General features: G+C 33.5%; 7 protein-coding genes. All 7 read left to right on the forward strand.

Going from position 1 to position 6,412, the window contains the following annotated elements:
* Window positions 1-57 precede the first annotated feature (57 nt).
* On the forward strand, window positions 58-1,635 hold the full coding sequence (atpA, locus tag ACH2BP_RS01015) for a F0F1 ATP synthase subunit alpha (RefSeq protein WP_395056138.1): 1,578 nt from the start codon (window positions 58-60) through the stop codon (window positions 1,633-1,635).
* A 103-nt stretch (window positions 1,636-1,738) separates the two neighbouring features.
* Entirely contained in the window at window positions 1,739-2,599 is an 861-nt protein-coding gene (gene atpG, locus ACH2BP_RS01020) for an ATP synthase F1 subunit gamma (RefSeq protein WP_395056140.1), read from the forward strand.
* 119 nt (window positions 2,600-2,718) lie between these two features.
* Window positions 2,719-3,156, forward strand: coding sequence for a GNAT family N-acetyltransferase (locus tag ACH2BP_RS01025; protein WP_395056142.1), 438 nt, complete (start codon window positions 2,719-2,721; stop codon window positions 3,154-3,156).
* Window positions 3,157-3,213: 57 nt separating this feature from the next.
* Window positions 3,214-3,696, forward strand: coding sequence for a hypothetical protein (locus ACH2BP_RS01030; protein WP_395056144.1), 483 nt, complete (start codon window positions 3,214-3,216; stop codon window positions 3,694-3,696).
* A gap of 31 nt (window positions 3,697-3,727) precedes the next feature.
* Entirely contained in the window at window positions 3,728-5,203 is a 1,476-nt protein-coding gene (locus ACH2BP_RS01035; protein ID WP_395056146.1) for a lipopolysaccharide biosynthesis protein, read from the forward strand.
* A 138-nt stretch (window positions 5,204-5,341) separates the two neighbouring features.
* The gene (gene dut, locus ACH2BP_RS01040; RefSeq protein ID WP_395056148.1) at window positions 5,342-5,776 is read left to right on the forward strand and encodes a dUTP diphosphatase; all 435 of its coding nucleotides are present in this window, start codon (window positions 5,342-5,344) and stop codon (window positions 5,774-5,776) included.
* Window positions 5,777-5,857: 81 nt separating this feature from the next.
* Window positions 5,858-6,412, forward strand: a 555-nt coding sequence (locus ACH2BP_RS01045; RefSeq protein WP_395056150.1) for a sugar phosphate nucleotidyltransferase, incomplete at its 3' end; no start/stop codon positions are given.

Consider the following 6,412-nt stretch of genomic DNA (forward strand, 5'->3'; position numbering starts at 1 on the left):
CTAACAGATTACAAGTATTAAAAAGAGAATTAAGTAACTAGTTATTTATAAATAATTATGGCGGAAATTAAACCTGCTGAAATTTCAGCAATATTAAAAAAGCAATTATCAGGTTTTGAATCTGGTGCAACGCTAGAAGAAGTAGGGTCAGTACTACAAGTAGGAGATGGTATTGCTCGTATCTACGGGTTATCAAATGTTCAATATGGTGAGCTTGTTGAATTTGACAACGGTCTAGAAGGAATCGTTTTGAATCTTGAAGAAGACAATGTAGGTGTGGTACTTTTAGGACCATCTACAGGAATCAAAGAAGGATCTACAGCAAAAAGAACACAACGAATTGCGTCTCTAAAAGTTGGAGAACAAATGGTAGGTCGTGTAGTAAATACACTTGGTTTTCCTATTGATGGAAAAGGACCAATAGGTGGTGATTTATACGAAATGCCTTTAGAAAGAAAAGCTCCTGGAGTTATCTTCCGTCAACCAGTTACTGAACCATTACAAACAGGTATCAAAGCAGTAGATGCAATGATTCCAGTAGGTCGTGGACAACGTGAGTTGGTTATTGGCGACCGTCAAACAGGTAAATCTACCGTTTGTATTGACACTATCTTAAATCAAAAAGAATTTTACGATGCAGGAAAACCTGTATTTTGTATATATGTTGCAATTGGGCAAAAAGCTTCAACTGTAGCAGGAATTGCAAAAATGTTAGAAGAAAAAGGCGCAATGGCTTATACAGTTATTGTAGCTGCAAATGCTTCTGATCCAGCACCGATGCAAGTTTATGCACCTATGGCTGGAGCTGCAATTGGAGAATATTTCCGTGATTCTGGTCGTCCAGCATTGATTGTTTATGATGATTTATCTAAACAAGCAGTTGCTTACCGTGAGGTTTCTCTTTTGTTAAGAAGACCACCGGGACGTGAGGCATATCCTGGAGACGTTTTTTACTTACACTCTCGTTTGTTAGAAAGAGCTTGTAAAGTAATTGCTGATGATGATATTGCAAAAAATATGAACGATTTACCAGATTCTTTAAAATCTATCGTAAAAGGTGGTGGTTCATTAACTGCTTTACCAATTATCGAAACACAAGCTGGTGACGTTTCTGCATATATTCCAACAAACGTAATTTCGATTACTGATGGTCAGATTTTCCTTGACGGAGATTTGTTTAATTCAGGAGTTCGTCCAGCAATTAACGTAGGTATTTCGGTATCTCGTGTTGGAGGAAATGCTCAGATTAAATCGATGAAAAAAGTTGCTGGAACATTAAAACTAGATCAAGCACAATTCCGTGAATTGGAAGCGTTTGCAAAATTTGGTTCTGATCTTGATGCTGTTACGTTAAACGTAATTGAAAAAGGTAAAAGAAATGTTGAAATCTTGAAACAAGGTTTAAACTCTCCTTATACTGTTGAAGATCAAGTAGCTATTATCTACGCTGGTTCTAAAAACTTATTAAGAAATGTTCCTGTAAATAAAGTAAAAGAATTCGAAAAAGATTTTATCGAATACTTAAACAACAAGCACAGAGATACGCTAGATGCTCTTAAAGTTGGTAAATTAGATGACAAAATTACAGATGTTATCGAGGCTACAGCTAAAGAATTATCAGCAAAATATAACTAAAATAAGTCAAAGGTCTTAAAGCCGAAAGTCTAAAGTCAAACGAATTGTTCGACATTTTAAGACTTTTGTCTTTATGACTTTATGACATTAGACTAATATAAAAATGGCAAATTTAAAGGAAATCCGTAATAGAATTACTTCCGTTTCATCGACGATGCAAATCACATCGGCTATGAAAATGGTTTCTGCAGCAAAACTGAAAAAGGCACAAGATGCTATTACAGCTATGCGCCCTTATGCCGAAAAACTAACGGAATTATTACAAAATCTTTCTGCTACACTAGATGGTAATGCGGGCGGAGAATTCACAAAACAACGTGAAATTAAAAAAGTATTAGTAGTTGCCATCACTTCAAATAGAGGTTTGTGTGGTGCTTTTAATACCAATGTAATTAAGGAAGTAAAAAGTCGTGCAGATTTTTATGCAGGAAAACAAGTAGATGTTTTTGCAATTGGCAAAAAAGGAAATGATGTTTTAAGCAAAACACTTTCTGTTATTGACAATCAGAGTTCTGTTTTTGATGCATTAACTTTTGATAATGTGTCAATAATTGCTCAAACATTAACAGATAAATTTGTTTCTGGCGAATACGATAAAATTGAAGTAATTTACAATCAATTTAAGAATGCAGCGACACAAATCGTTCAAACAGAACAGTTTTTGCCATTAGCTCCTATAAAATCTGATAAAGCAGTTTCGACAGGAGATTACATTTTCGAACCTTCTAAAGAAGAGATTGTATTAACATTGATTCCAAAATCATTGAAAACTCAATTGTACAAAGGAATTAGAGATTCATTTGCTTCAGAACACGGAGCGCGTATGACTGCTATGCACAAAGCAACAGACAACGCAACGGAGTTAAGAGATCAATTGAAATTAACTTATAACAAAGCACGTCAGGCTGCAATTACTAACGAAATTTTAGAAATCGTTGGTGGAGCGGAAGCTTTGAAAGGATAATTGTTTTCAACAACTTAAAATTTTTAAGTTCAAAAAAGAAAAACAAGATATTAAAGAGGCTCGCGTATTGTGAGCCTCTTTTTTTTATTAATTTTATGATAAAATTTAAATAAAAGAAATTGCAAACAAAAGAACTCACAACAATTCAGGAAATGCTTTCTCAATTTAAGGTTATGCAATTTTTGTATCCAAAACTGACAATCGAAAAATACGAATCGTATCTTCAGGAGATGATTACGCGCAATTATACCCAAATTGCTGTTTTTGATAATGAAAAGTGTATTGGGATAACGGGTTGTTGGTTTGGTATTAAACTTTGGTCAGGAAAATATTTAGAAATAGATAATTTTATTGTGCATCCAGACTATCGATCGAAAGGGATAGGAAAAATGCTAACAGATTATGTAAACCAAAAAGCATTAGATTTATCTTGCACAAACATAGTTTTAGATGCTTATACACACAATTTTAAAGCACATCGATTCTTTTATAATCAAGGTTTTGGACCAAAAGGGTTTCATTTTGTAAAAATTCTTGATGAAGAAGGATTGAATTAAAATATCTTTTGGTCTCTTTTTTGTTATACCTTTATAATATATTCAAATCATATTAAAATGAAAAAAAGTGTAATCATACTATTGTTTTTTTTAAGCGGGATTTCAACTTGTTTCTCACAGGTGGTAATCTCTAAATATTTTGATACCAAAATCCAGACAGTATTTTATCAGAACTGGGTTGCTGGTGTAAGAGGCGGAGGTGGCGGAACAAATGTTTCTATCGAATTTACAGAAAAACCATCTAAAGACTTTGTTTTAAATCATTTGTATTTTAGAAATAAAAAAGCAAAAATTACAGAATCAACCGACAATGTTTACTTCGTAAATATTGTTAGAGATATAAACCGAAGAGTAAACGATTTGATTACAGACGATGCAAACGCTTCTCAAAAAGAAGAAATAATAAAAACACCATTTCCAATTTCAGAAAACGAAGCTATTTTAGAATACACTTATAAAAACAAAAAAAGGTATTACAAAATTTCGAAAATTGAAGAAAAAGAAATGCTTATGTATCCATCGGCAAGACCAAGAAATTAGTTATTTTTGTTCCTTAAATTAACTATTTACTTTGAGTTTATATAAAAATCTTTTTAAGCAAACTGCCATTTACGGTCTAGCCATGGTGCTTCCGCGAATGTTAAGTTTTTTTTTAGTACGACTTTACACTAATCCAAGTGTAATGTCAAACCCAGCAGAATATGGTGTTTTAACCATCGTAATGGCCTATATGGTTTTCCTAAACGTAATTCTTAGTTACGGTTTTGAAACTGCTTTTTTTAGATTTTATAATTCAGAAACCAATAAAGAAAAAGTAATTTCAACTTCTACAATTTCTATTTTTTGGAGTTCAATCGCCTTTCTTTTCTTAGCTTTATTATTTAGAGATTCTATTGCGTATTTTACAAAAGTAGATGTGCAATATATTACTTACTCGGTTTGGATTTTAGTCTTGGATGCGCTAGTTGTAATTCCGTTTTCAAAACTTAGGGCCAACCAAAGACCTATCAAATATGCCATAATAAAAATTGGAAACGTAGTAGTAAACCTAGCATTAAACTTTTTCTTTTTGCTGTATTTACCAAAAATAGCTCAATCTAATCCGGATGGTTTTTTCGCGACCATTTACAGAGAAAATTTCCAAATAGGATATGTTTTTATTGCAAACATTATAGCAAGTTTACTAACATTTATAGTACTATCACCTAACTACATAAATATAAATTGGAAAATAGATAAAGCGCTATGGAAACGAATGATGAACTATGGCTTACCCATTCTCATCGCCGGAATTGCTTTTGCAATCAACGAGCACTTAGATAAAATTTTACTAGGAAAACTGCTCCCATCTAACATTGCCGAATCAGAGGTAGGTACTTATGCAGCATGTTACAAACTCGGACTGTTTATGGTTTTATTCCGAACGGCATACACTATGGGAATCGAGCCGTTTTTCTTTAGTCATGCAAGTAATGAGAATGCGCCACAAACCTATGCCACAATAACTAAATATTTTGTGATTTTTGGCTCTTTTATCTCATTAGTAGTAATCGTTTTTGCTGATCTATTAAAAATATTTCTTATCCCAAACCCAAATTACTGGCAAGCCATGAGTGTTGTTCCGTTAATTGTATTTGCTAACTTTTTTCTTGGGATTTACACTAATTTATCAGTTTGGTACAAATTAATCGACAAAACAAAAATTGGAGCTTACATCTCAGTAGTAGGTGCAGGAGTAACATTATTACTAAACTTCTTGCTTATCCCAACAATGAGTTATTACGGATCCGCTATTGCAACCATAGCGGCTTACGGAAGTATGATGCTTATTTCCTATTCACTAGGGAAAAACCAATATCCAATCCCGTATGATATGAAACGAATCTTCGGATATTTAATCTTAAGTGTTGTGTTTTCAGCAATTTCTTTTTATATTCCATATATTCGAGAAAATTATTTTATAAAAACAGGAATCATATTAATATTCTTGTATTTTATTTATTTTAGCGAAAAAGAAACCTTAATACGAATATTAAAAAGAAAATAAAAATTAGAAGCTATTCCTGCTATCCGTTACAATCTTTTAGTTTTTTAAAGAAAAAAACAAAAAGGATTTCCACTGTTATCAGGGCTATGGCATTTCGTAAACAAGATAAACCTTAGTAACTTAGAACCTAAAAAACCAATGCAAATAAAAATAATCAACAAATCCCAACACGAATTACCCAACTACGAAACTATCGCTTCGGCAGGAATGGATCTTCGTGCTAATATTCAAGAATCCATAACGTTACAACCACTCGAAAGAACACTTGTAAAAACTGGTCTTTTTATCGAGTTACCCATAGGTTTCGAAGCACAAGTGCGACCACGTAGCGGATTGGCTTTCAAAAAAGGAATTACAGTACTCAATTCGCCAGGAACAGTCGATGCCGATTATCGTGGAGAAATTGGAGTAATATTAGTAAATTTATCCAATGAAGCCTTTATAATCGAAAACGGAGAACGAATCGCACAACTCATTATTGCCAAACACGAACGTGCCGAGTGGATTGAAGTACAAGATTTATCCGAAACTTCACGCGGAGAAGGCGGCTTTGGGAGCACTGGAGTGAAGTAAGTTTGTAACAAATTAAATAAAAAAAACACTTCGTGAACTTTGCGAAAAACCTTTGCGAACTTTGCGGTTAAAAAACATAATATGAAAATAATAGTCCCAATGGCTGGTCGTGGTTCACGCCTTCGCCCACACACACTTACAATACCAAAACCTTTAATCCCAATTGCAGGAAAACCAATCGTGCATCGTTTGGTTGAAGATATTGCTGGCGTTTTAAACCAATCTATCGAAGAAGTAGCTTTTATTATTCACGAAAGTTTTGGCAAAAAAGTAGAAGAAGAACTTATTGCAATTGCTCAAAAATTAGGAGCAAAAGGAACGATTTATTATCAAAACGAAGCGCTAGGAACAGGTCATGCCATTATGTGTGCCAAGGATTCTCTTTCTGGTCCAGCAGTTATTGCGTATGCCGATACTTTAATTCGTGCCAATTTTGATTTGGATGCAAATGCTGATAGTGTTATTTGGGTTAAACAAGTTGATCAGCCGGAAGCTTTTGGTGTGGTAAATTTAAATGAAGCAAATGAAATAATTGAACTGGTCGAAAAACCTAAGGAGTTTGTCTCTGATCTTGCTGTTATCGGGATTTACTATTTTAAAGATATTGCAGTTTTAAAAAATGAACTTCAGTTGGTG

The sequence above is a fragment of the Flavobacterium sp. genome, from assembly GCF_043756175.1.
GTDB lineage: Bacteria > Bacteroidota > Bacteroidia > Flavobacteriales > Flavobacteriaceae > Flavobacterium.